General features: G+C 63.0%; 3 protein-coding genes and 1 pseudogene. 3 read left to right on the plus strand and 1 reads right to left on the minus strand.

Annotated elements, in window-relative coordinates; translation table 11 throughout:
- Together IEY89_RS41400 and IEY89_RS39860 are read left to right on the plus strand one after the other, a co-directional pair.
- Positions 1-1,158: polymorphic toxin-type HINT domain-containing protein (locus tag IEY89_RS41400; RefSeq protein WP_229695734.1), on the plus strand; the 1,158-nt coding region annotated here is incomplete at its 5' end.
- A 91-nt stretch (positions 1,159-1,249) separates the two neighbouring features.
- A complete protein-coding gene (locus IEY89_RS39860) occupies positions 1,250-1,996 on the plus strand; it encodes a barstar family protein (protein WP_229695735.1) in 747 nt (248 codons plus the stop codon).
- 97 nt (positions 1,997-2,093) lie between these two features.
- Here IEY89_RS39860 and IEY89_RS39865 read toward each other — a convergent pair.
- Positions 2,094-3,005 (minus strand): annotated as a pseudogene (locus tag IEY89_RS39865) (tyrosine-type recombinase/integrase); the annotation flags it as partial.
- A gap of 165 nt (positions 3,006-3,170) precedes the next feature.
- Between IEY89_RS39865 and IEY89_RS39870 the strand changes: the two are divergent.
- Positions 3,171-4,190, plus strand: a 1,020-nt coding sequence (locus tag IEY89_RS39870; protein ID WP_189152406.1) for a tyrosine-type recombinase/integrase, incomplete at its 3' end; no start/stop codon positions are given.

The raw sequence follows: 4,190 nt of genomic DNA on the forward strand, positions 1-4,190 counted from the left end.
CCTCGCTCGTTGTGCTTCGTGGACCGTCACCTGATCGGTGGCCAGCTCGAAGAAGCTCAGTCAGCGGAAATACCAAGGGCGTTGAGGGGGCTCCTCGGGCTCGGACCGCAGACCAATGACGAAGATGACCTGACCAGGTACTGGTACACCTATGCCACCGGGGCGAACGGCGATTACTGGGATACGCCCGTAGGTGAAGGCGATAACCTTTCGATGGCCTGCTACGGAAGAGCTGGCTGTCAAGCCGCGTACAACTACCTTCTCAAGACTCACGATGTATCTGGAGCCAAGAAACTCGCCGCCGCCTACTGCCTCCACAATGCTGAGCAGTGCGCAAGCGACGCACGGCTTGAGGCCATAGTCAATGAGACCATGCAAGAGTCACTTGAACTCATTGCACTGGGACTCGGCGGAGGAAAATACGGCTGCAAATGCTTCCTAGCCGGTACAGACGTCCTCATGGCTGACGGAAAGACGAAAGACATCGAAGATGTCGAGGTCGGCGACAAAGTCGTGGCCACAGACCCCGAAACTGGAAAGACCGGGCCGCGCAAGGTCACCCACCTGATCGTCACCGACGGCGACAAGTACTTCAACGACCTCTATATCGCCACTAAAGACGGCGTGGAACACCTGACGGCGACCCACGAACATCCCTTCTGGTCACCGTCCGAGCGCAAGTGGATGCAAGCGGGGGCACTCACCCCAGGCATGACACTCCTCACCGACGACGGCAGCACCGTCATCGTCACAGGTAACCGGGCGTACACCCAACACGCCCGCACCTACAATCTGACCGTCGACGATCTCCACACGTACTATGTACTCGCTGGTCAGACGCCGGTCCTCGTTCACAACAGCAACTGCCCCAATGGGAAGCTGTCGGATCCCCTGCCCAGGGGGATGAATAACAAGATCGCTTCAGCCTACGACGACGTGCAGGCAGGGCGGATCCCTTCGCACGACACCTACGGGGGACGTGAACACCCGTGGTGGGCAGGTTCCAAGGAGTACCGCGTGCCGGGTAGGCCGGAAACTGACAGAATCCTGGAAAAGGAGTTGCCGAACGGCGTCAAGGTATACGGCTGGACGTCCACGCATTACACAAAGATTCAACGTTTCAGCGCACCCCATTTCCCTGACTCGGGGTGGAATTAGTAGCTCTAGTTGGTTAACTTGTGCAGCGACTGGATTGACTGTCGCTGCACCAGTTCCGGTTTGGGGATTAGGTATGGCTTGCGAACTTCCCGTGGCGGTCGAGGTGGATTTTTCGCTGTACGTGGTATCGGATGAAGAGTCCGGGGGGGTGCTTGTTGCCGCTGAAGGAGTAGAGGGTTTTTTTGTCGACCCGGAAGAAGAGTCGTCGGAAGTGACCTTCCTGAGGGCCCATGAGGTTGAGAGGGGTAGGCGTAGGGTCGAAGATGCAGTGATGGCGGTCATGAATCGTCAACGGGAGAAGATTGGTGAGTACTTCATTGGTCGGGTTGTGCTCGGCGATACGGACGTAGAGGAGCCGGGCGGAAATATTTCGAGAGTCGCGTACCGGTTCTTTGGTAATCGCTGCGAGTATCTTGAGGCTGAGAGAATTTGGCCGCGTTGGGCATCAGGGATCGCTTTGGAGAAGGGGGAATGGCTTCGGTGGCCGGCGAACTATCAGAGCGCATGGCTGCACGTTGTTCAGAATTCTTGGTTCGCTTCGAACCGTAAGGCTGCCCGCTATGGAGTGGAGGATGTTGTCCACTTGGACGGTGCGCAAATTTCAACGAAATCGGGGTTCTACTGCGCATTGGGTGAGGCGGTCAATGGCCCGGGAGGTTACTTTGGATCGAATCTTGACGCTCTCGCGGACTGTATTTCTTCGAGTTTCGGCGAGGGGCCCCCGGCGAGGATTATTTGGCGGAACTTTCAGACGTCCCAAGAATTTCTTGATCATGCCTTTTTGGATTCGATTGTGGGACTAATGCGTGAATTCCGCGTAGATCTCGCCACTTGCTGACTTCGGGTGGCGTGCGCGCGTGAGCAAATGTGACGCCCCGTCAGATGATATCTGGCGGGGCGTCTGAGTGAGGTGACGGCAGTAGTTGACGGCAACGTCAGCGGACGGCGGCTCCGGCGAGGGGTGGTTCGTCGCTGTCGCCGGGCTTGCTGGTGATCTCGGCGGGTTCGCGGAGGGCGTGGCCAAGGAGGTCGATGGCGTCGCGTTGGAGGCGGAGCCGGACGTGGGCATACACGGTGGCGGTGACGCCGATGTGGGCGTGGCCCAACAGCTCCTTGATCACGACGAGTTCCACCCCCTGTTCCAGGAGGAGGATGGCCGCTGAGTGGCGGAGGTCGTGGAACCGGATGCGGCGGAGTCTGGCGTGGCGGAGCGCAGTGTTGAAGTGCCGGGTGAGGGTGGCTCCTTCGATCGGGGCGCCGTTGGGGCGGGTGAACACGTAGCCGTTGTCCTGCCAGTGTTTCCCCGCTGCTTCGCGTTCCTGGAGTTGTCGGTTGCGGTGCTGTTCGAGGGAGTGCAGGCACGGCGTGGGCAGGGCGATGCGTCGTTCGGAGCTCTTGGTCTTGGTCGGGAGGGCGGTCAGCCCGCTGGAGTTGGTGCGTTGGAGGGTGCGTCGGATGCTGGCGGTTCCTCCGGCGGAGTCGAGGTCTTCCCAGCGCAGGCCGAGGAGTTCGCCCTTGCGGAGCCCGGTGTGCAGAGCAAGTTCGAACAGCGGCTGCAACCGGTGACTGCGGGCGGCAGCCAGGAACTCGCGCGCTTCCGCGGCGGTGAGGGGTTCGAAGCGGCGGGGCCGTGGTGCGCCGGTGCGGACGTTGCGGACGGCGTTGCGCGGGATCTCCTCCTCGCGCACGGCGTGCTCCAGAGCGGACTTGAGTACGGAGTGGATGTAGGCCAGGGTCAGCGGCGAGAGCCGCTTGGAGCAGCACGCTCTGGCGGCGCAGCAGATGGGTTGGTCGCGGGCGGCGTCGAGGCGGCGCGTGCAGCACTGGCAGGTGGTGCGCAACTGGTTGAACCCCGGGGAATTGCGTCTGATACATGATCTCGGCGGCCCCGACCTACTGAGCTGCGGTTCGGCGAGGGTGCTGACGGTAGCGATGACAGCCTCCTGAGCTGGCGTTTTGCTTCGGGCCGTGCATTTGATGCATGATTCGCGCGGTCGATGAGTGGGGGTTGAGTGTCCGGAGCAGGGCTGAGTGACGCGTCCGCGGGGCTGGTGCTGCTCCAAGGCGTCACGCTGCTGCACCCCGAGGACGCCGTCTTCGACGCGATGCTGGAGGGATGGGCCCGGCAGCAGCGCGGTGGTCGGCGGCTTCAGCCGGACACGATCAAGGACCGGCAGAGCGTGGTGCGCCGGTTCTCCGAGCACACCAACGCCTACCCGTGGCAGTGGTCGGCCGCCGACGTCGACGAGTGGATGACGTACCTGATCGCGGAGCTCAAGCGCGCGGAGTCGACCATCCGCGGCTACCAGGGCGCCTTGCGGATGTTCTGCGAGTACATCACCTCGCCGCACTACCAGTGGCCGCAGGAATGTGAGGAGCGGTTCGGTACGCACCCGGTCCAGATCTGCCACGAGTGGAACACCGTGGCCCACCTGGTCGATTACGAGGGCAGTGCCGACCGTCGGCCGATGACGCGGGAGGAGATCCAGACCTTCCTCGACTACGCCGACGCCCAGGTCGACCGCGCGGTCCGGCTGGGCCGCAAGGGGGCGCTGGCGGCCTACCGGGACGCGACGGTCTTCAAGGTGTTGTACGGCTGGGGGACGCGGTGCACCGAGACGTCGCGTCTGGACATCACCGACTGGTACCGCAACCCGAAGGCCCCGGAGTTGGGTCGCTACGGCTCGCTGCACGTGCGCTTCGGGAAGCGGACCAAGGGTTCGCCGCCGCGGCGCCGTACGACGCTGAGCGTGATGCCGTGGGCGGCGGAGGCGGTGGAGGACTACATCGTCAACGCACGGCCCCGCTACAAGGTGGCCGGGGACACGCCTGCGCTGTGGCTGACCGAGCGCGGGGGACGTCTGCAGGTCAGGGAGATCGAGGACCGGTTTGCCGAGTACCGTGACGCGCTGGGACTGGACAAGGTCCTGGTGCCGCACTGTCTGCGGCACAGCCACGTCACGCACCAGATCGAGGACGGCGCCGACCCGGCGTTCGTCCAGCGGCAGGTCGGGCACCGGTTCCCGTCGACG

The organism is Streptomyces lacrimifluminis, assembly GCF_014646095.1.
Classification (GTDB): domain Bacteria; phylum Actinomycetota; class Actinomycetes; order Streptomycetales; family Streptomycetaceae; genus Streptomyces; species Streptomyces lacrimifluminis.